Genomic DNA, 19,853 nt, shown 5'->3' with positions numbered 1-19,853 from the left:
CCCTGGGGCGGCGGGCACCCCCACGCGCTTCCCGGCGCACGTTCCGAAGGACAGCCATGCCCTGGTCACGCCTGAAGAAAACCCTGGTCGCCGCAGCGATCCCGATCACGTCCGCGGGTCTGCTGCTCGGCGGCAGCCCGGCCGCGAACGCCGCGGCCAACCCCGGACCCGGTTTCCCCGCTCACTACGCGGCTCCGTACGTCGAGACATGGAACTCGCCCTCGGCGATGGCCAGTGCGCAGGCCGCCACCGGCCTGAAGTACTTCACGCTCGCCTTCGTCATCGGCGGCGGCGGATGCAACGCGACGTTCAACGGCAACACCGACATAGGTGATGCCGGGTGGACCAACGCGATCAACAGCCTCCGTGCCTCCGGCGGCGATGTCATAGCTTCCTTCGGCGGCGCCGCCGGCACCGAACTCGGCCAGGCGTGTACGTCGGTCTCCACCCTCCAGGCGCAGTACAAGAGAGTCGTCGACACCCTCAACCTGACCCGTATCGACCTGGACATCGAAGGCGGTGCGCTCAACGACACCGCCGCCAACGACCGCCGCAACCAGGCGCTCGCCGCGCTGCAACAGCAGTACGCGGCGGCCGGCCGCACCCTCGCCGTCGACTACACCCTCCCGGTCAACCCCACCGGGCTGGAGTCCAACTCGATCAGCCTGCTGAACAACGCGAAGAGCCGCGGGCTCAACGTGAGCGTCGTCAACATCATGACGATGGACTACGGGCCCTCGATGGACATGGGCCAGGCCGCCATCAACGCCGCCACCGCCCTGCACGGCCAGCTGGGCCAGATATGGAACACCAAGAGCTCCGACCAGCTGTGGGCCATGGAGGGCAACACCCCCATGATCGGGGTGAACGACTCGACCAACGAGGTCTTCACCACCGCCAACGCCACCTCGCTGGAGACCTTCGCCGCAAGCCACGGCATCCAGGAACTGTCCTTCTGGGCACTGGGCCGTGACAAGGCCTGCGCCAGCAACGGCACCCTGTCCGACAGCTGCAGCGGCACCTCGCAGAGCCCGTACCAGTTCGCCCGTACCTTCAACGCGATCACGGGCAGCAACGGCGGCGGCGGGACCGAGCCCACCGGACGGATCACCGGCATCGCCGGCAAGTGCGTCGACGTGGCGGCCGCGAACTCGGCCAACGGCACCGCCGTACAGCTCTACGACTGCAACGGCACCGCCGCCCAGAACTGGACCGTCGCGGCGGACGGCTCCCTGAAGGCGCTCGGCAAGTGCATGGACGCCACCGGCCAGGGCACCGCCAACGGCACGAAGATCCAGCTGTGGGACTGCTCCGGCGGCGGCGCCCAGAAGTGGACCCGCTCCGGGAACACGCTGGTGAACCCCGCCTCCGGTCGCTGCCTCGACGCGACCGGCCAGAGCTCCGCCAACGGCACGCGCCTGCAGCTGTGGGACTGCGCGGGGTCGGCCAACCAGCAGTGGACGCTTCCCAGCTGATGACCGCCGCACCCCCCAACGACAGGATGATTCCGTGACCGCACGACACTCGAACAACCGGATCTCCGCCAGAAAGGCGGTGCCACTGGCGTTGGCGTTCGTCGTCCTCGCCCTGACCTGTTGGACGCTTCTGGCGCCGACCGGGAAGGCGTCCGCGGCGGCCCTGCCCACCGGGCCGGTCACCGTCGCCAACAAGAACAGCGGTCTGTGCGCGGACGCCCGCGCCGCCTCGACGGCCAACGGCACCGTCGTGCAGCAGTACACCTGCAACGGCACCGCCGCACAGCAGTGGCAGTTCCAGGCCACCAGCGACGGCTACGTCCGGGTCAACAGCCAGGGCAACGCCGCCCAGGTGTGGGATGTCGCCGACGTCTCCACCGCCGACGGCGGTCTGATCCACCTGTGGACCTACGGCGGCGGCAACAACCAGCAGTGGCTGCCGGTTGAGGAGACCGGCGGCTCGTACCACTTCGTCAGCCGCAACAGCGGCAAGTGCCTGGACGTGCCGAGCGCCTCGACGTCCAACAGCGTCCAGTTGCAGCAGTGGGCCTGCAACGGCACCACCGCTCAGTCGTTCCAGGTGACCCCGGCGACCGGCACCCCGCCCGACAACCCGCCCGGCACGCCGGACCTGGGCCCCAACGTCTCCGTCTTCGACCCGTCGATGTCCGCCTCGACGGTCCAGAGCCGGCTGAACACCGTCTTCAGCCAGCAGGAGACCAACCAGTTCGGCGCCAACCGCTTCGCGCTGCTGTTCAAGCCGGGCACGTACAACGCCGACGTCAACGTGGGCTTCTACACGCAGGTGGCCGGTCTCGGCCTGTCGCCCGACTCGGTGACCATCAACGGCGGCGTGCACGCGGAAGCCGACTGGTTCCAGGGCAACGCCACGCAGAACTTCTGGCGCTCGGCGGAGAACCTCTCCGTCAATCCCAGCTCGGGCACCGACCGGTGGGCCGTGTCGCAGGCCGCGCCCTACCGGCGCATGCATGTGCGCGGCAATCTCGCACTGGACGACGGCGGCTGGTCCAGCGGCGGCTTCATGGCCGACTCCAAGGTCGACGGCCAGGTGCAGTCCGGTTCGCAGCAGCAGTGGCTGTCGCGGAACAGCCAGTGGGGCAGCTGGGCCGGATCCAACTGGAACATGGTCTTCGTCGGCGACACCAACGCGCCCGCCAACACCTTCCCCAACCCCCCGTACACCACGGTGAGCCAGACCCCCGTCACCCGCGAGAAGCCCTTCCTCTACATCGACGCGGCGGGCGCCTACCAGGTGTTCGTCCCCGCACTGCGGTCGAACTCGCAGGGCACCACCTGGTCCAACGGCACCGCCGCCGGGACCTCGCTGCCCATCAGCCAGTTCTTCATCGTCAAGCAGGGGGCCACCTCGGCAGACATCAACGCGGCGCTGGCGCAGGGCAAGAACCTGCTGTTCACCCCGGGCGTCTACCACCTCAATGACACGATCAGGGTGACCCGCGCCGACACCGTCGTCCTCGGCCTGGGACTCGCCACGCTGGTCCCGGACAACGGCGTGACCGCGATGTCGGTCGCGGACGTCGACGGAGTGAAGATCGCCGGACTGCTGATCGACGCCGGCACGGTCAACTCCGCGACGCTCATGCAGGTCGGCCCGGCCGGTTCCAACCAGAGTCACTCCGCCGATCCGACCTCCCTGCACGACGTGTTCTTCCGGATCGGGGGTGCGGGCGTCGGAAAGGCCACCCAGAGCCTGGTGGTCAACAGCTCCAACGTCATCGGCGACCACATGTGGCTGTGGAGGGCCGACCACGGCAGCGGCGTCGGATGGACGTCCAACACCGCTGCCACCGGCCTGGTGGTGAACGGCAACAACGTCACCATGTACGGCCTGTTCGTCGAGCACTACCAGCAGTACCAGACCATCTGGAACGGCAACGGCGGCCGCACGTACTTCTACCAGAACGAACTTCCCTACGATCCGCCCAACCAGGCGGCCTGGATGAACGGAGGCACCAGAGGCTACGCCGCGTACAAGGTCGCGGACTCGGTCACCAGCCATGAGGCATGGGGCTTCGGCAGCTACTGCTACTTCAGCAGCAACCCCGCTGTCGTCGAGGAGCGCTCCTTCGAGGCCCCGAACACCGCGGGAGTGAAGTTCCACGACATGGTGACCGTCTCCCTGGGCGGTACCGGAACCATCAACCACGTCATCAACTCCACCGGCGGCCCGTCCAACTCGGGCAACAACGTGGCCAACCTCGTCAGCTACCCCTAGATCCCGTCATCGCAGACCCGTCCGGCCCTCCGGGGCCATGACGCCGCGCCCGGCCGCCGTACTCCCACCGGCGGCCGGGCGCGGCATCTGTCCGTTCCGGCGGCTACCGGTTCGCGGGGACGGTGGCGGTGGAGGTGTTCCAGCCCGAGACCCGCACGCGGGGAGCGGATCCGTGCAGGTCCGCCGTCCGGTACGAGGCGGTGAGCGTCACCGATTCGCCGGGCCAGAGGCTGACTTCGTTGTCGGACCAGGTCGCGGGCAGCACCGGGGCTCCGGCGCTGTCCACCAGATGGGCGTCGGTCAACAGCGCGGGCGTCCTGCCCGTTCCCGTGTTGCTGAGGGTGACCGAGGTCGTGGACGTACCGTCGCTTCCGGCGGTGGTGCGCGCCGTCGCCGTGACGGTGGCCGGGGTCAGGGCGCTGAGCCCCTTGAGGTCGGCGTAGGCGGTCGTGGGCGTGTAGTACCAGTCGGTGTTGTTCCAGTCCAGGACGTCCTGCTTGGTGGAGAGCCAGTACACGTTGCGGCTGACCTCGGCGCCCGCGGAGTCCGTCAGCACGAGCTTGACCAGGTAGGTGGTGGACAGGCCGCTCACCGTGGAGGGCACGGTGAGCGCGGTGGTCTTGGCGCCGTCGCCGCCGACCGTCAGTCCGGTGCTGGTCCTGTCGTACTTCATGGTCCCGTCGGTGTTGTACAGGCTCACCCGCGCGGTCAGTCCGGACGCGGGTGCGTGCCGGTTGTTGACCAGGACCACGGAGCGGGTGTCGTAGGAGTACTGGACGTGCAGCGGTTCGTTGGCCTTCTTGGCGCCGTAGTAGGCGCCGCCCTGGTCGAGAAAGCGGTCGACGAGCTGCCAGTGCAGTGAGGTCCAGCCGCTGTTGAACATCCAGTAGATGACGCCGGTGGCGGGCTTGGAGCTGTCGGAGGCGTTGCGGCCGTAGGACTCGAACTGGGCGCGCACGGCCTCGTACTGGGCCAGCTGTGCCTTGCGGACGTAGTCGTCCAGACCGGTCGGTTTGCCGTAGCGGCCGGTCAGCGCGTTGCCGAAGAGCTTGAGGTCGCTGAAGGTCGACGACGGCGAGCGGTGGTACTGCGGGGCGGTGGGGTCCTTCCAGAGGGTTTCGAGCTCGGCGGGGGAGAGCGTGCGGCGCAGCGTGTCCATGGTGGGGATGTCGGGGCCCGCGCTGGTCTCGGAGTTGAAGCCGGTGGCGCCGCCCTCCCGTTTGGCGTACCAGTAGTTGGGCGGCACCCAGTCGTAGGGCCCGCTCATCTTCATGCCGGACGGTCCCGACAGTGGCGCGGACTTGTCGGAGGCGGCCGCGACCACGGGTGTCGGCCAGTCGGCCGCCTTCAGGGCGTCGGTGTAGTTCTTCTCGATGGTGGCGTCGGGGGCGAAGTCGCTGCCGATGAGGAACGAGATGACGCTCGGGTGGTCGCGCAGCCGGGCGGCCTCGCCGGCCATGGACGCCTTGGCGATCGGGTAGTCGGCCGCCGTCCACTTGTCACCGGGCTCGCCGCCGTTGACGTTGCCCTCCCACTTGTCGCAGCACTCCCAGCCGGGCATCGTCAGGATGCCGTACCGGTCGGCCAGGTCGAAGAACTCGTCCGGCTCGATGTGTCCTTCGAGCCGGATGGTGTTGAGGCCCAGGTCCAGCGCGTACCGCAGCCGGTCCTCGGTGTACGTCCGGTCCCAGCGCAGGAACACGTCGGGTGACCAGCCGCCGCCCTTGATGAGCAGCTTGCGGCCGTTGACGGAGTACTGGCGCGCGCCGTTGCCGTCCACCGGTGCGGTGACGTCCCGGATCCCGAAGCGTTCCTGCGCGCTGTCCGAGGAGGTGCCCGAGACGGTGGCGGTCAGCCGTAGGTCGTACATCGACTGGGCGCCCATGCCGGCCGGCCACCACACCGCGGGCTGGTTCACCCGCAGTTGGGGATAGCCGGACGGGGTGAACGTGACGGCCTTGGTCTGGTGTGCCGCCAGGCTGATGTCCTGGCTGAAGGTGATGGCGCCGATCGTGCCGGCGACGGTCGTGCTGACCGGATCGGCCGAGTCGTTGCGGACTTGCGCTTTCACGGTCAGGTCGGCCGAGGCGAGGGAGGGCAGCGCGAGGGCGGTGACCACATGCGTGTCCCGCAGCGCCACCGGTCCGCCGCGGCGCACCAGGACGTCCCGGACCAGGCCCATGTTCTCGTCGGGCGGCGGCTGGAGCCAGTCGATCCACCCCATGGTCAGGTTCTTCCGGGGGTCGTTCGGCTGCACCAGGAAGGCGACGGTGTTGGCGCCGGCCCTGACCTGCGAGGTCACATCCAGCTCATGCCGGGTGTAGGCGCCGGCCACCGCGTCCTTGGTGGCGATCCGGACGCCGTTGACGTACACGTCGGCGGCCGACACGACGCCGCTGAAGTCCAGATAGGTGCGCGCGGACGTGTCGCTGACGGTGAAGTCGGAGCGGTACCACCACGGGACGGCGAAGTCGGCGGTGGGGATCTTTTTGAGGTTCTGCGAGTAGAACGGGTCCGCGTACTTGCCGTCGGCGAGCAGCGCCGCGAGCACGGTGGAGCGCGGACCGGCCGGGTACCAGCCGGCGGCGGGGTAGCCGGGAGTGGAGACCGCCGCGGGGGAGTCGGTGACCTTGGCGGACGACTGGATGGAGTAGCCGGTGAGAGCGGTCGTCGCGCCCGGTCCTGGGGCGGTCACGGTGACCGGTGTCGCCGAGGGGGCGGCGCCGGCGGACGGGGGAGCGGCGTTGGCGGGGAGGACGAGTGCGAGGGCGAGGCCGAGGACGGCGAGTGCGGCCGCGGAGGCCTGCCGTCGACGGTGTGGTGCCGGACGGAGAAACACGCTGGGTCTCCCAGTGGCTCGTGGGGGGTTCGCGCCTGGGCAGGGGTGCCGAGTTTCAAGTTAAGGAGCTTTACTAACTCGTTCCCCTGAACTTAGGGAGCCGGACAAGTCATGTCAACGGCGCCTGGGAGACGTGCGCGTGCCGGCGCGGTCCCGCGGTGGCGGGACGGCGCCGGCACGAGGGAGTGTCGGTTTCTGAACGGCGGTGTCAGTCGGTGTCCGGCCCCTGTGCGCGCACCTGCTCGACGTGCTCCAGTGAACCGCGCAGGTCGCCGAGCCATTCGTCGGCGTTCCGCTGGACCAGCCGGACGCACCAGGCCAGCGCGTCGCTGCGGCTGCGGGCCACGCCCCCGGCGATCAGGGTGTCGAGCACCTGGCGCTCGGGCTGGCGCAGTCGCGTCATGACCGGTGCGGCGACCGTGGTGTACCAACTGCGGGTGTCGGCGCACTGCACGCCCCACGACACCTTGCGCCCGTACTTCTCCTCGGCCTCGCGGGCCACTTCCATGCGGGCGCCGCGGGTGCGCCCGCGGAACTCCGCGATGCGCCCCTCCTGGGCCGCGTCCCGCTCCGCCTGCGAGACGTCCGCGGCCAGTTCGGGTTCGGGGATCCGGCCGACGACGGTGATCTCCTCCCGGTCGACAGTGACGTCCAGGAGCTCGGTGAACAGTCCTTCCGGCAGGCGGCCGGCGAACCAGCCGCGTACCGCCTCACGATCCTTCGCTGTAATCATGTAATCAAAATTACTCCTCTCGATCGCAGGGGCAAGCGTTTTTCGCTGTTTACTTCGAGGGACGGGTAGGCAGGACGGACGGGACAGGTCGGCGGCGACGGCAGGAGATCGGATGCACGGCGGGCACGGGCTGGACCGGACGGGGACCCGGAGCGTGAAGTGGCTGGCCGCGGGCGTGGAACAGGACCCCGGGCGGATCCCGCTGGGCGTGGCGGACATGGACCTGCCGGGATTTCCCGCCCTGTACGCGGCCCTGCGGGACCGGCTGGACCATCACGCGCTGGGCTACACGCGGGCCGATCCCGCCGCCCGGGAGCTGGTCGCACGCTGGTACGCCCGCCGCCACGCGGCCGCGATCGATCCCGACTGGGTGGTCATGCTGCCCTTCGGTCCCCGCACCGCTGTGCGCGTGGTGCTCGACGCCGCCGCGGCCGGCCCGGCCCCGCGCGGCCCGGTGCTGACGCCGTCACCCGAGTACGGCGGTTTCGCGGCCGTCGCCGGTGCCGCGGGCCGGACCGTACGGGAGATCCCGCTCGACCGGGCGGGCGGCGGATACCAGCTGCCCGTGGAGGAGTTCGCCGATGCGTGCCGCCGGGCGCCGGGCGCCGTGGTGGCGCTGAGCAGTCCGCACAATCCCACCGGCCGGGTGTGGGACGCCGGGGAACTGCACGCGCTCGCCGCGGCGGCCGCCGGCTGCGACGGGGTGCTGATCAGCGACGAGGTGCACTGCGAGATTGTGCATCCGGGGCGGCGGCACATCACCGCCGTAACGGCCGCGGGGGAGTTCGCGCGGCACACCGTCGTCGTCCACTCGGTGGGCAAGGCGTTCAACGTGAGTGGTCTGGCGGACGCGTTCCTCCTCGTGCCCGACGCGGACCTGCGGCGACGCGTCGTCGCCACGCTGGAGGGTTTCGGCTTCTTCGAGGGCGGACGGCTGCTCGGCGCGCTCGCCCAGACGGTCGCGCTGGAACACGGAGAGCCGTGGCTGCGTTCACTGACAGCCGGGCTGACGGTCCGGCGGGACCTGATCGTCACCCGGTTGGCGGACGCGGTTCCCGGAGCGGTCGACTGCGTGCCGGAGGCGTCCTTCCTGTTGTGGCTGCGCGGGGCGGCCTTCGGCGACGTCCGGCCGGAGGGTGTCGCGCGGGGCGCCGGGGTCCGCGAAGTGCTGCTCGCGGCGTGCGGTGTGGAAGTGACGGACGGTGCCGCGTTCGGCGCCGCGGGGGAGGGCTACGCACGCCTGAACTTCGCACTGCCGGAGCCCGCGCTCGCCGAGGCGGCCGACCGGATCGTCCGTTTCGCCGAAAAGGCGCCGGGCATACGGTCCGGGGGCCGGTGACGCATGCGGGGGGCATGTGACACAAGAGAACACCGGCCAAAAAGTGAACATATTCGAACATATCGTAAGAAAAAGTGAGCGCGATCGGCCGGAGTGAGGCACATTGGTTAGCGGCCGCTACAGCGGCCCGATGGGAGACATCACCATGCGCCATGACATGGCAGGCACCGCCAGGCGACCGGCCCGGCGGCAGCCCGGTTCCGCCGGGCCGGTCACCGAGGCAGAGGCCGAGCTGTTCATACACGGCATCTGTTTCAAGACCGGACCACCGACCAGAATCGGTACCGAGCTCGAATGGTTTCTGTACGACATGCACGACCCGGCCCTCCATATCGACCCCGGCCGGCTGGCAGAAGCCGTCAGCGGCCTCGAGCAACTCCCGCTGAACGCCGCCCTCACCCGCGAGCCGGGCGGCCAGATAGAACTCAGCTCCCGCCCCGCCGACTCCCTCGCCCAATGCGTCGAGGAGACCTCGGCCGACCTGGCCGCCGTCCGCGGCCATCTCAAGGCCCGGGGCATCGTCGCCGCAGGCCACGGCCACGACCCCTTTCGCTCACCCCGCCGCATCCTGGACCTCCCGCGGTACGTCGCGATGGAGGAGTACTTCGACCGCGGCGGCACCGCCGGCCGTTCCATGATGTGCAGCACCGCCTCCGTGCAGGTCTGCGTGGACGCGGGCACCGACACCCCCGGCCCGCAGGGCCTCCGTTCCCGCTGGCGGCTGGCCCACCTGCTGGGTCCCGTCCTGGTCGCCGCGTTCGCCAACTCGCCGCTGCGCCAGGGCCGCCCCAGCGGCTGGCGGTCCACCCGCCAGGCCGTGTGGTCCCTGATGGACACCGCCCGCACCCTGGCCCCGCCCCTGGACCGCGATCCACGCGACGCCTGGGCCGGCTACGCCCTCGACGCTCCGGTGATGTGCATACGGCAGCAGGACGGCCTGCCCTGGACCGCGCCCACCGGGCTCACCTTCCGTGACTGGATCGCCAACGGCGGCCCGGCGGGCACCGCACCCACCCTCGACGATCTGCGCTACCACCTGACCACCCTGTTCCCGCCCGTCCGCCCCCAGGGCCACCTGGAACTGCGCATGATCGACGCGCAGCCCGGCGAGGACGGCTGGATCGTGCCGCTGGCCGTGGTCACCGCCCTGTTCGACGACCCCGTCGCCCACCAGACGGCGCTACGGGCCCTCCTGCCGCTGGGCGTGGGCGGCCCGCCCGCCCCGCGCAACCCGCTGTGGGTCCGCGCGGCCCGCCGCGGCCTGACCGACCCCGCCCTGCGCAGGGCGGCCGACGCCTGCTTCCGGGCCGCCCTGGACGCGCTGCCCGGGATGGGCGCGCCCGGGCACGTACAGGCAACCGTCACCCAATTCGCCGAGCGCTACATCGCGCGCGGCCGATGTCCCGCCGACGACCTGATCGACCAGGTCCGGACCGCGGCCGGCCGGCCGGCGGCCCGGACCGGCACGCCGAACAAGGAGGAGCGCGCGTGAACGACAGCACCGCCCCCCGTCAGGACGAGGACGCGCTGCGCGACCGCATCGCGGCGGCCCTGACCACCGCGCGCGACCGTACCCGGACCCTGACCGAATGCGTCGACGACCCGGACCTCACCGCCCAGCACTCCCCGTTGATGTCGCCCCTGGTGTGGGACCTCGCACACATCGGTAACCAGGAGGAGCTGTGGCTGCTGCGCACCGTCGGCGGTCAAGAGCCCATCTTTCCCAGCGAGATCAACTCCCTCTACGACGCCTTCGAGCACCCGCGCGCGGAACGGCCCCGGCTGCCCCTGCTCCCGCCCGGTGAGGCCCGCGGATACAACCATGAGGTCCGCGGCCGCGTCCTGGACCTCATCGAGAAGACCCCGCTGCACGGCAGCGGCCTCCTCGACGCGGGATTCGCCTTCGGCATGGTCGCCCAGCACGAACAGCAGCACGACGAGACCATGCTGATCACCCATCAGCTGAGGACCGGCCCCGCCGTCCTCACCGCACCGTCGCCCCCCGCCGCGCCGGCCGACGCCGCGACGCTGCCGCGCGAAGTCCTGGTGCCCGGCGGACCGTTCACCATGGGCACCTCCACGGAACCCTGGGCGCTGGACAACGAACGCCCCGCCCACCGCGTCCAGGTCGACGCCTTCCACATCGACACGACACCCGTCACCAACGGCGCCTACCTGGAGTTCATCACCGACGGCGGCTACGACGACCCCCGCTGGTGGACGGGCCCCGGCTGGGAGCACCGGCAGCGGGCCGGCCTCTACGCCCCGCTGTACTGGCGCCAGGAGGGCGGCCAGTGGCGGCGCCGGCACTTCGGTGTCACGGAACCGGTGCCCGCGGCCGAGCCCGTCCTGCACGTGTCCTGGTACGAGGCCGACGCCTACGCCCGCTGGGCCGGACGCCGGCTGCCCACCGAGGCCGAGTGGGAGAAGGCCGCCCGCCACGACCCGGCCGCCGACCGCTCCCGGCGCTACCCGTGGGGGGACGAGGACCCGGGCCCGGAACACGCCAACCTCGGCCAGCGGCACCTGCGGCCCGCCCCCGCCGGCAGCTACCCCGCCGGGGCCTCCCCGCTGGGCGTGCGCCAGCTCATCGGCGACGTCTGGGAATGGACCTCGGGCGACTTCCTGGCCTATCCCGGATTCGCCGCGTGGCCGTACCCGGAGTACAGCGAGGTCTTCTACGGCGGTGACTACAAGGTGCTGCGCGGCGGAGCGTTCTCCGTCGACCAGGTGGCCTGCCGCGGCACCTTCCGCAACTGGGACCACCCCGTACGCCGGCAGATCTTCTCCGGCTTCCGCACCGCGCGCTCCCAGGACGGTCACTGATGTGCCGACATCTGGCCTACCTCGGGCCGCCCGTCGCGCTGCGCACCGTGCTCACCGAGCCGGAGCACAGCCTGTACCGGCAGTCCTGGGCGCCCCGCGAGCAGCGCTACGGCACTGTCAACGCCGACGGCTTCGGCGTCGGCTGGTACGCGGAGCGCGATCCGGTGCCCGCCCGCTACCGCCGCGCCGGACCGATCTGGGCCGACGCCTCCTTCCCCGACCTCGCCCGGGTCGTCACCACCGGCGCGCTGCTGGCCGCCGTCCGCTCGGCGACCGAGGGCGGCGCGGCGGGCGAGAACGCCGCGGCGCCCTTCACCGCCGACCGCTGGCTCTTCAGCCACAACGGCGCGCTCACCGGCTGGCCCGCGACCCTGGAGCCCGCCGCGGCCAGACTCTCCGCCGCGGAGCTGCTCTCCCTCGACGCGCGCTGCGACTCCGCCTTCGTCTGGGCCCTCGCACTGCACCGGTTGCGGGCCGGGGAGCCGCCGGGCGACGCACTCGCCGGCACCGTCGCCGACCTCGCCCCGCACGACCGCGGGCGCCTCAACCTCCTACTCACCGACGGTGCCACCATCGCCGCCACCACCTGGGGCGACACCCTCTACTACCGCCACGAGCCGGACCGTTCCGTCCTCGTCGTCTCGGAACCCCACGACGACGCGGACGACTGGGTCAGGGTCCCGGACCGGACCCTGCTCGTCGCCACCCCCGGCGAGATCCAGCTCACCACGCTCAAGGAGCCGAACCGTTGAGTACCTTCACGCTCACCCGCCGCCTGCCCGCCGACGCCACCGCCGACGCCCTGCGCGCCGACGTACGCGAAGGGCTCACCGCGGATCCCAAGTGGCTGCCGCCCAAGTGGTTCTACGACGCCCGCGGCAGCGAGCTCTTCGAGGAGATCACCCGGCTCCCGGAGTACTACCCCACCCGCGCGGAACGGGAGATCCTGCAGACCAGAGCCGATGAGATAGCCGCCGCAACGGGAGCGGCCACCCTCATCGAGCTCGGCTCCGGATCGTCCGACAAGACCCGGCTGCTCCTCGACGCCCTGCTCGCCGCCGGGACGCTGAAGGTGTACACACCCGTGGACGTCAGCGAGGCGGCCCTGCAACAGGCCGGAGACGCGCTGCTCGCCGAGTACCCAGGGCTGCGGGTCGACGCCCTCATCGGCGACTTCCAGGGCGACCTGCACGTGCCCGGGGCCGAGGGGCCGCGGCTGGTGGCCTTCCTCGGCGGCACCCTCGGCAACCTGCTGCCCGTGGAACGCGCGCACTTCCTGGCCGCCGTCCGCGCCGGACTCGCCCCCGGTGACGCGCTGCTGATCGGTACGGACCTGGTCAAGGACGAGGCCACCCTCGTCGCCGCCTATGACGACGGGGCCGGGGTGACGGCGGAGTTCAACAAGAACGTGCTGCATGTCATCAACCGCGAACTCGGCGCCGACTTCGACCCGGGCGAGTTCGACCACATAGCGCTGTGGGACCGGCAACACGAGTGGATCGAGATGCGGTTGCGGGCCCGCTCGCATCAGACCGTGAAGATCCCGGAGCTGGACCTCGCGGCCACCTTCGAGCCGGGCGAGGAGATGCGCACCGAGATCTCGGCGAAGTTCCGGGAGGAGGGCCTGCGCGAGGAACTCGACGCCTGCGGGCTCGACCTGCGCCACTGGTGGACCGACGAGGAGGGCCGGTTCGGGCTCTCGCTGTCCGTCCCGCGCTGAGGTCGCGCTCCGAAGCGGGCACCTGTGACCGGCTCCCGCACCGCCGATGGCGGTGCGGGAGCCGGCTCATGGCGGGGTGTCCGAGGGGCAGGGCACGGCTCGTGCAGGGGGGTCAGTTCCGGTCGGCCCCGCCCATGAGACTCTGGGCACCGCAGAACTGATGTACGACACCTACAGGAGGGTCGCGGGTGCCCGCGATACGTTTGACCCGGACGCACCGGATTCTTGTCGGTGTGGTCGTCGCGGGTGCGGTGGTGATCGCCGCGATCGGCTTCGCGGGATCGTATGCCGCGGTGCGGGAGCTCGCGCAGAACAAGGGCTTCGGCTGGTTCGCGAACGTCTTCCCGATCGGTGTGGACGCCGGCATCGTGGTGCTGCTGGCGCTGGACCTGCTGCTGACGTGGATGCGGATCCCGTTCCCGCTGCTGCGCCAGACCGCCTGGCTGCTGACCGCGGCCACCATCGCGTTCAACGGGGCTGCCGCCTGGCCCGACCCGGTCGGGGTCGGCATGCACGGCATCATCCCGGTGCTCTTCGTCGTCTGCGTCGAGGCGGCCCGCCACGCGGTGGGCCGGGTCGCGGACCTGACGGCCGACAAGCACATGGAATCGGTCCGCCTCACCCGCTGGCTGCTGGCCCCCTTCCCCACCTTCAAGCTGTGGCGCCGCATGAAACTGTGGGAGCTGCGCTCCTACGACCAGGTCATCCGCCTGGAGCAGGACCGCCTCGTCTACCAGGCCCGCCTGCAGGCCCGCTACGGCCGGGCCTGGCGCCGCAAAGCACCCGTCGAAGCCCTCATGCCACTGCGACTGGCCCGCTACGGCATCCCCCTCGCCGAAACCGCCGCCCTCGGCCTCGCCGCCGCCGGCATCACCATCCCGACCCTGCCCGCTGTCACCGCGGGTGCTTCCGGCCACGAGGCGGTCGGCGGACCGGACGGCGCCACCCCCGCGACCGCGGGAGCGGAAGACCAGGAAGCCGGAGCCACCCGGCACGAGCAGTCCGCCGCACCGGGCCCGGACAGCGTCGACGGCCGGGCCCACCCGGGGCAGCCCGCGCAGGACGAGGGGGACGAGGGGTACGAGAACCTCTGGTTCACGCCGGTGCCGGTGCTGCCCGCGGACGAGTCCGGCGAACCCGGCGCGTATCCGGCGCCGGAGCACGGGTCCGCGCCGGAGCCGGCGCCCGAGCAGGGGCCGGTGGCCGGAGCCTCGCGCCTCGACACCATCTACGCGGCGTTCGTCGAACTGACCGACGCCCTGGGCCAGTACCCGACCTTCGACGACCTCGCGAAGATCCTCTTCGTCCGCTACAAGGTCTCCGGCCGCGGCGGTCAGCCGCTGAGCCCGGACAGCCTGCGCCGCTACGCCGGCCAACTGCGGGAACGCTACGAGGAGGAGCGGTCGGGAGCGGAATACGGCGTGGAGGTCTGAGAACAACCGCCCCCGCAGGAGTGACCGTTGCGGGAATCGGTTCTCCCCGGCGTCGGGAGGCTGGGACACTCCCCTCAAGGCGGTTCGGCATGATCCGCGACCAATGCGTCGTATGGCGGGTTCGCCTCACCCGCCGCCGGCTGCCCCTGCGCAGCCGGCGAGACAAGGAGGTGGCGTCGCTGGTGATCACTGTTCTGGAGTGGCTCGGACTGTGGGTCGCGGTCAGCCTTGCCGCAGGCGTGCTGATCGCCGTGGCCGGATATCGGCGCAACACGCTGCGCCGCCGCGCCGAGGAAGCCCGGCGGATCGACCCTCCGGACGGCGCGCCCCAGGACTGACGTGCGGTCCTGCCCCCGTACGAGAGGGTCGCGCACGCTATCGCGGCGGCGGTGCGTGCGCAACACTGGTTCCATGACGCCCGAGCAGCAGCGTGTTCTGGACACGATCGCGTTCCGGCTTGCCGTACGACTGGGCATCGACCGGGCCGAGGCCCGGCTCGCGGTCGAGGACGCGGCCGACCGGCGCGGTCCCCATCTCGCCGAGGTCGATGCGGAGTTCCGTGCCGTGGCCGCGGAGTTGGCCGCCGCCGGGCAACCGGCCGTCCGTTTCGCCGCGGCGCTCCACCGGGCGGCCCGGCGCAGCGTTCGCGACGCTGTCCGTGAGCGGGAGCGCGGCAAGCGCTTCGTCGCCCGCCATCCCGACCTGGTCGCCCTGGACCACCGGCTCAACCGGCTCTACGAGCGCCCGACGGCCTGACACCGCACGCGCCGGCCGACGTCGGGGCGGCGCTAGCTACTGCCGTGCCCTCGCTCCGCCACCGCGTGGCCGAGTTCGGTGCGGCGGTAGCGGATCTCGTGGCGGTGGCGCTCGCCGACGACGAAGCCCGCGTCCCGCAGGACCGAGAGGTGCTCCGAGACGGTGCCGCCCGCGAGGGCGTGGCGGTGGGCGAGCGCGGAGGTCGAGGCCGGTTCGGTCAGACCCGTCAGCAGCGCCGCCCGGGTGCGGCCGATCAGCCGGGCCAGCGCGGCATGCCCGGTGCCGCGCGGCGGCTGCCACAGGGTGCCGAGGCCGCGGACCGGGTAGATGGCGGTGGGCTGCCAGGGCGGGTCCACGACGATGACCACCTCGTCCCACTTGAAGGCGCTGGGCACCAGCACCAGCCCCTCGCCGTGCAGGTCGCGCCGGTCGTCGTCGCCGAACTCCCGGGTCAGGACGTTGTCGTGCCAGCGCAGCATCGGATGGAGCTCGGCGAAGAGCCGGTCGAGACCCCCCTCGGCCAGCCGCCGGGACTGGAAACCGACATCGGCGTCGAGCAGGGCGCGCACCCGCGGCCAGACCGGTTCGACCAGCTCGTGCCACGCCTCGCGGACCAGCCGGGTCAGCAGATCGAGAACGCCGGCCGGCTCGCCGAGCAGCAGCCGGCCGATCTCGCTGTCCGCCGCTCCCGGGCTCTCCTGGAGCGAGCGGACGATCTCGGCGCGGACCTGCTCCGGCGGGGTCGCCGCGATGCGGGCGAGGTCCTCGTCGAATGTGGCGAGCGGACCGGTCGGCGGCGGTGACAGGAAATCGGGGGTGTAGCCGCGCCGGGGCTGCAGAAGCGTGATCGGCCGCAGGTCGAGCGTGCCGAGCCGGGGGCGGACGGAGTCCAGCCACCGCTGGTGGTGGCCGGGACCCTGCTCCCCGGTGGCGACGCGGATCGCGGCGAGGGTTTCCAGCGCCGGAGAGACCGCGAAGCGGCATCGCCGCAGGTCGGCAGGGCTGAACCGCAGAGTGACGGCGATGGTGTGCTCCCCGCGGGGGTCGAGTGTCCCGGTGAGTGATTCGGTACGGGCCGAATGACTGGTGAGGAGCCTAGCAATGCTCGCAGGATGGCCCGCATGAGCAGCGCCGCCGATCGGCGGGGCGACCGTGAGGGGAGCACGACATGAACGACACCACGAACGCGGCCGGTGCGACGAACGCGACGGCCGGGACCGACGCCGGGTGGGAGCAGCGGACGGCGGAGCTGTGGGCGTCCATCGACAGTCGCAGCGAGGAGGACTTCCTGGCCCGGATGGAGAAGCTCGCCGCCGAGCTGCCGCCGGACCATCCGGCCGCGATCTTCGAACGGGCCGCCTCGTTCGACTCGACCGGTCACTCCGACCTGGCGGTCCCGCTGTACCGGCAGGCGCTCGGCGTCGGGCTGTCGGGTGAGCGCCGGCGCCGGGCCGTGATCCAGTTGGCCAGCTCGTTGCGCAACCTCGGCCGTGCGTCGGAGAGCGTCGCCCTGCTGACGGCCGAGCGGGACGCGGGCTCCGACCACCTGGACGACGCGGTCACCGTCTTCCTCGCCCTCGCCCTGGCGGACACCGGCCGCGAGCGCGAAGCGGTGTCGATCGCGCTGACGGCGCTCGCCGGCCACCTGCCCCGCTACCAGCGATCGGCGGCCAACTACGCCCGGCTGCTGGTGGAACCCGATCCCGCCGAGTAATGCCGAACGGGCCGGTTCGTGGTCGTTCCCGGTCGTTCCCGTCTCGCCCTCGCGGAGCAATGGCATGATGTCGACCTTCGCGAGCGAGAAGGGACGCCACGGTGCGCATTCTGTTCACCTTCGTCGGAGGAAACGGCCACTTCGAACCGCTGATCCCGATTGCGGACGCCGCACGGGAGGCCGGCCACACCGTCGCGTTCTCCTGTCGTCCCAGCATGGCGAGGGCGGTGGCCGCGGCGGGGTTCGCCGTCCTGGAGGCGGACACCGGCGACGAGTGGCAGGCGGAGCGGCGTCCGCTGCTCGCGGTCAGTGGCGAGCGCGAGGACCGGGTCCTGCGGGAGGCCTTCGCCGGCAGCATGGCGCGTGAGCGCGCCGGGAGCGGGGTCGACCTGTACGCCGCGTGGCGGCCCGATCTGCTGGTGTGCGAGGAGATGGACTTCGGCAGCGTGGTCGTGGCCGAGCGCCTGGGGCTGCCGTACGCGCGCGTGCTCGTCATCGCCGAGGGCTCCTTCGTACGGCACCACCTGATCGCGGAGCCACTCAACGAACTGCGCGCCGCACACGGCCTGCCCGCCGACCCCGGTCTGGACATGCTCGGCCGCCACCTCGTCCTGGCGCCCTTCCCGCCCGGCTTCCGCAACCCGGAGTTCCCGCTGCCTCCCACCGGGCAGGCGCTCCGGCCGCGCGGTCTCGACGCCGTGGCGGATGCGGCCGTGCCGGCGTGGATCGAGGAGCTGGGCGACGCCCCGACCGTCTACTTCACCCTCGGCACCGTGTTCAACGTGGAGTCCGGCGACCTCTTCGCGCGCGTGCTGGAGGGACTGCGCGAGCTCCCGATCAACGTGGTCGTGACGGTCGGCAAGGACATCGACCCCGAGGAGCTCGGACCGCAGCCCGCCCATGTACGCATCGAGCGGTTCGTTCCCCAGCGGGCGCTGCTGCCGCACTGCGACGTGGTCGTCTCGCACGGCGGCTCCGGCAGCGTGATCGGCGCGCTGGCGCACGGTCTGCCGTCGGTGCTGATCCCGATGGGGGCCGACCAGCCCCAGAACGCGGCCCGTTGTGCCGCGCTGGGAGTCTCCCAGGTGCTCGACGCGGTGGAGGCCACCTCGGACCTCGTCCGCGAGGCGGTCGTCGAGGTACTGGCGGACCCCTCCTACCGGTTGGCCGCCGAACGCCTGCGGAAGGAGATCGCCGCCCTGCCGGGCTCCGCCCACGCTGTCACGCTCCTGGAACGCCTGGTGGCGGACCAGGGCGGCCTGTCCGGCTCGGCAGGCTGAGCTTTGGTGAACGATTTCAGCGTGTTGGTCAATTGGCGGGTTTTGTGATGTTTTAGCGTCTGGGGTGGTGTGGTTGGCGGGTGGCGTGGACTGTGGAGGTTCGGGTGGCGTCGTGCGGTGAGGCCGAGTGCACGGGATGCGCGTGCGAAACGGACCGGGAGCGTACGACGCCTGCTGGAAGCGGCATGGACTCCCGGTGGTGGCCGCTGGCCGCCTACTGGGTGGCGTCACGGCTGGTGATGCTGGCGATGCTGCGCACCGGCCACGGGGACATCGCCGAAGAGGTGCACCGGCTGTACGCGCGCTGGGCGGGCGAGCTGGAAGCCGGATCGTTCCCCGCCGGCGACGTCACCTGGCAGTACCCGCCGGGAGCCGGGCTGGTCATGCTCGCGCCCGATCTGCTGCCCGTGGCCACGTACCTGCAGGGGTTCGTCGCCCTGATGGTGCTGGCCGACGCGGTGGTGGTGCTGGCCCTGGTGCGCGCCGCGCGCACCGGCCCCGCCGGCGAGCGCGGCAGCGCGGCCGGCGCCTGGCTGTGGGCGGGCGGCCTGCCCCTGCTGCTGGCACTGCCCTTCGCGCGATTCGACGTGGCGGTCACCGCGCTGGCCGTGGTCTCGCTGCTGGCCCTCACCCGGCGCCCGTGGTTCGGCGGCGCCCTCGCCGGAATCGCCGCGATGATCAAGGTCTGGCCGGCGCTCGTCGTGCTCGGCACCCCCAGAGGCCGGTCCACCCGCCAGGCCTGGAGCGCGGTCCTGGCGTCCGCCGCCGTGCTGCTGACGGTGCTGGCGCTCGGCTTCCGCGGAACGTTCGGATTCCTGTCCTCGCAGAGCAACCGGGGCGTGGAGGTCGAGTCGATGGGCGGCACCCTGCTGCACCTGGCCCGGCTCGGCGGCTGGCCCGGCCGCGTCAAGCTGCACTACGGCTCGTTCGAGTTCCTCGGCCCGTACGTCTCCACCGTCGCCCGCGCCTCCCTGCTGCTGACCGCCGTGGCCTTCGGATGGCTGCTGCTGTGGCGCTGGCGCGCCCGGATCTGGAACGAGGCCACGGTGTACGACGCGGCGCTGACGGCGGTGCTGCTCTTCACCTCCACCAGCCGGGTGATCAGCCCGCAGTACCTGATCTGGCTGATCGCGCTCGCCGCGGTGTGCCTGACGGTGCGCGGCACCACCCAGCGCCCGGTGGCGGTGCTGCTGCTCCTCGCCACCGCCGTCACCGCGGTGGACTTCCCGCTGTTCTTCGGCGCCGTGCTGAACAGCTCCTGGCAGGGCGTCGCCGTCCTGGTGGCACGCAACAGCCTGCTGGCGGCCGCGACCCTGCTGTCGTGCGTACGGCTGTGGCGCGCGGCGGTCCCGTCCCGCCGGACCTCCCGCGCGACCGGGCGCCGTGCCGGGCTGCGGCGGGTGGCCCTGGAGAGCGGGGCGGTCGGCGGCGGCTGACCCCGTACCGGCCGTGCCGGTCCGCGCCGACCCGAGGACGGACCG

At 71.6% G+C, this 19,853-nt stretch carries 16 protein-coding genes; 13 read left to right on the top strand and 3 right to left on the bottom strand.

Annotated elements, in window-relative coordinates:
• Positions 1-56: 56 nt before the first annotated feature.
• Positions 57-1,475: a ricin-type beta-trefoil lectin domain protein gene (locus tag AC07DC_RS22370; protein WP_478916184.1), complete on the top strand. Its 1,419-nt coding sequence runs from the start codon at positions 57-59 to the stop codon at positions 1,473-1,475.
• Positions 1,476-1,587: 112 nt separating this feature from the next.
• Positions 1,588-3,732, top strand: coding sequence for an RICIN domain-containing protein (locus AC07DC_RS22365; RefSeq protein WP_478916417.1), 2,145 nt, complete (start codon positions 1,588-1,590; stop codon positions 3,730-3,732).
• Between the two features lie 103 nt (positions 3,733-3,835).
• Here AC07DC_RS22365 and AC07DC_RS22360 read toward each other — a convergent pair whose 3' ends face one another.
• Positions 3,836-6,571, bottom strand: a complete 2,736-nt coding sequence (locus AC07DC_RS22360) for a glycoside hydrolase family 2 protein (protein ID WP_478916183.1) — start codon at positions 6,569-6,571, stop codon at positions 3,836-3,838.
• Between the two features lie 208 nt (positions 6,572-6,779).
• Positions 6,780-7,304: a hypothetical protein gene (locus tag AC07DC_RS22355; protein WP_478916182.1), complete on the bottom strand. Its 525-nt coding sequence runs from the start codon at positions 7,302-7,304 to the stop codon at positions 6,780-6,782.
• Between the two features lie 112 nt (positions 7,305-7,416).
• On the opposite strand from AC07DC_RS22355, the gene AC07DC_RS22350 reads away from it, so the two are divergent.
• The 8 genes from AC07DC_RS22350 (at position 7,417) to AC07DC_RS22315 (ending at position 15,378) form a co-directional block, all read left to right on the top strand.
• Positions 7,417-8,643 carry an aminotransferase class I/II-fold pyridoxal phosphate-dependent enzyme gene (locus AC07DC_RS22350; protein ID WP_478916181.1) on the top strand — a complete coding sequence of 409 codons (1,227 nt, stop codon included), beginning with the start codon at positions 7,417-7,419 and terminating at the stop codon, positions 8,641-8,643.
• A gap of 157 nt (positions 8,644-8,800) precedes the next feature.
• Positions 8,801-10,135 (top strand): ergothioneine biosynthesis glutamate--cysteine ligase EgtA, encoded by a 1,335-nt coding sequence (gene egtA / locus AC07DC_RS22345; protein WP_478916416.1) that lies wholly within the window; start codon positions 8,801-8,803, stop codon positions 10,133-10,135.
• Positions 10,132-11,469: an ergothioneine biosynthesis protein EgtB gene (gene egtB, locus AC07DC_RS22340; RefSeq protein WP_478916180.1), complete on the top strand. Its 1,338-nt coding sequence runs from the start codon at positions 10,132-10,134 to the stop codon at positions 11,467-11,469. Before egtA ends, egtB begins: the two co-directional genes overlap by 4 nt.
• Positions 11,469-12,221 carry an ergothioneine biosynthesis protein EgtC gene (egtC, locus tag AC07DC_RS22335; RefSeq protein WP_478916179.1) on the top strand — a complete coding sequence of 251 codons (753 nt, stop codon included), beginning with the start codon at positions 11,469-11,471 and terminating at the stop codon, positions 12,219-12,221. The genes egtB and egtC overlap by 1 nt, the downstream gene beginning before the upstream one ends.
• On the top strand, positions 12,218-13,189 hold the full coding sequence (gene egtD / locus AC07DC_RS22330) for an L-histidine N(alpha)-methyltransferase (protein ID WP_478916178.1): 972 nt from the start codon (positions 12,218-12,220) through the stop codon (positions 13,187-13,189). The genes egtC and egtD overlap by 4 nt, the downstream gene beginning before the upstream one ends.
• A 188-nt stretch (positions 13,190-13,377) precedes the next feature.
• A complete protein-coding gene (locus tag AC07DC_RS22325; RefSeq protein WP_478916177.1) occupies positions 13,378-14,622 on the top strand; it encodes a DUF2637 domain-containing protein in 1,245 nt (414 codons plus the stop codon).
• Positions 14,623-14,711: 89 nt separating this feature from the next.
• Entirely contained in the window at positions 14,712-14,960 is a 249-nt protein-coding gene (locus AC07DC_RS22320; RefSeq protein WP_478916176.1) for a hypothetical protein, read from the top strand.
• Positions 14,961-15,033: 73 nt separating this feature from the next.
• Positions 15,034-15,378, top strand: a complete 345-nt coding sequence (locus AC07DC_RS22315) for a hypothetical protein (protein WP_478916174.1) — start codon at positions 15,034-15,036, stop codon at positions 15,376-15,378.
• A 32-nt stretch (positions 15,379-15,410) separates the two neighbouring features.
• Here the strand turns inward: AC07DC_RS22315 and AC07DC_RS22310 are convergent, their stop codons facing one another.
• Entirely contained in the window at positions 15,411-16,037 is a 627-nt protein-coding gene (locus tag AC07DC_RS22310) for a DUF5937 family protein (RefSeq protein WP_478916415.1), read from the bottom strand.
• Positions 16,038-16,546: 509 nt separating this feature from the next.
• Between AC07DC_RS22310 and AC07DC_RS22305 the strand changes: the two genes are divergently transcribed.
• The 3 genes from AC07DC_RS22305 (at position 16,547) to AC07DC_RS22295 (ending at position 19,808) form a co-directional block, all read left to right on the top strand.
• The gene (locus tag AC07DC_RS22305; RefSeq protein WP_478916173.1) at positions 16,547-17,092 is read left to right on the top strand and encodes a tetratricopeptide repeat protein; all 546 of its coding nucleotides are present in this window, start codon (positions 16,547-16,549) and stop codon (positions 17,090-17,092) included.
• Positions 17,093-17,193: 101 nt separating this feature from the next.
• The gene (locus AC07DC_RS22300) at positions 17,194-18,372 is read left to right on the top strand and encodes a glycosyltransferase (RefSeq protein WP_478916171.1); all 1,179 of its coding nucleotides are present in this window, start codon (positions 17,194-17,196) and stop codon (positions 18,370-18,372) included.
• Positions 18,373-18,557: 185 nt separating this feature from the next.
• Positions 18,558-19,808 carry a glycosyltransferase 87 family protein gene (locus AC07DC_RS22295; RefSeq protein WP_478916170.1) on the top strand — a complete coding sequence of 417 codons (1,251 nt, stop codon included), beginning with the start codon at positions 18,558-18,560 and terminating at the stop codon, positions 19,806-19,808.
• Positions 19,809-19,853 lie beyond the last annotated feature (45 nt).

The organism is Streptomyces sp. NPDC045021, assembly GCF_056432645.1.
The sequence above is the reverse complement of the archived record's forward strand: the minus strand, read 5'-3'. Positions and strand labels throughout refer to the sequence as shown.

Excerpts from the sequence above, each read along its gene's own strand:
- AC07DC_RS22305 (WP_478916173.1), top strand. The coding sequence starts at position 16,547 with ATGAACGACACCACGAACGCGGCCGGTGCGACGAACGCGACGGCCGGG.
- egtA (WP_478916416.1), top strand. The coding sequence starts at position 8,801 with ATGGCAGGCACCGCCAGGCGACCGGCCCGGCGGCAGCCCGGTTCCGCC.
- AC07DC_RS22370 (WP_478916184.1), top strand. The coding sequence starts at position 57 with ATGCCCTGGTCACGCCTGAAGAAAACCCTGGTCGCCGCAGCGATCCCG.
- AC07DC_RS22355 (WP_478916182.1), bottom strand. The coding sequence starts at position 7,304 with ATGATTACAGCGAAGGATCGTGAGGCGGTACGCGGCTGGTTCGCCGGC.
- egtC (WP_478916179.1), top strand. The coding sequence starts at position 11,469 with ATGTGCCGACATCTGGCCTACCTCGGGCCGCCCGTCGCGCTGCGCACC.
- AC07DC_RS22315 (WP_478916174.1), top strand. The coding sequence starts at position 15,034 with ATGACGCCCGAGCAGCAGCGTGTTCTGGACACGATCGCGTTCCGGCTT.
- AC07DC_RS22295 (WP_478916170.1), top strand. The coding sequence starts at position 18,558 with ATGGACTCCCGGTGGTGGCCGCTGGCCGCCTACTGGGTGGCGTCACGG.
- AC07DC_RS22320 (WP_478916176.1), top strand. The coding sequence starts at position 14,712 with ATGATCCGCGACCAATGCGTCGTATGGCGGGTTCGCCTCACCCGCCGC.
- AC07DC_RS22350 (WP_478916181.1), top strand. The coding sequence starts at position 7,417 with ATGCACGGCGGGCACGGGCTGGACCGGACGGGGACCCGGAGCGTGAAG.